General features: G+C 73.5%; 1 protein-coding gene and 1 pseudogene. Both read left to right on the top strand.

The annotated features are described in order from the left end of the window. A pseudogene (locus GH736_RS24175) lies at positions 1-219 on the top strand (class I SAM-dependent RNA methyltransferase); the annotation flags it as partial. Between the two features lie 21 nt (positions 220-240). Continuing rightward, positions 241-540 (top strand): response regulator (locus tag GH736_RS24180; protein WP_235934674.1); only part of this gene is annotated, 300 nt, incomplete at its 3' end.

Genomic DNA, 540 nt, shown 5'->3' on the forward strand with positions numbered 1-540 from the left:
GACCCGCCGCGCTCCGGCGCAGGTCGTGCGGTGGTCGACCGGCTCGCGGAGCTGCGGCCGCGCCAGCTCGTCTACGTGGCCTGCGATCCGGTGGCGCTCGCGCGGGACGTCGGGCTCCTGCGGGAGCGCGGATACCGGCTCGACGACCTCGTCGCGTTCGATCTGTTCCCGAACACGCATCATGTCGAGGCCGTGGCCAGGCTGACCGCTATCGTGTGACTGTGGGGAAAGGGGGACACGGTGCCTGGTGAACCGCCCACGCCGGTCGTGGCCACGGTCGCGATCGTCGACGACCACGAGGCGGTCCGGCTCGGGCTCAGGGCCGCGTGCCGCGAGGCCGGCTACGTGGTGGTGGCCGAGACCGCGAACGTCCCCGACCTCCTCGTCGCGCTCGACGGCCGCTCCTGCGATGTGGTGGTGCTCGACCTCTCGCTCGGCGACGGCTCCTCCGTGACCCGCAACGTGCACGCCGTGCGCGACACCGGCAGCGCCGTGCTCGTGCACAGCATCGCCGACCGCGTCGCCGCCGTGCGCGAGGCG

Origin of the sequence: Agromyces humi (assembly GCF_009720255.1) — a bacterium.
GTDB classification, from domain to species: Bacteria; Actinomycetota; Actinomycetes; order Actinomycetales; family Microbacteriaceae; genus Agromyces; species Agromyces humi.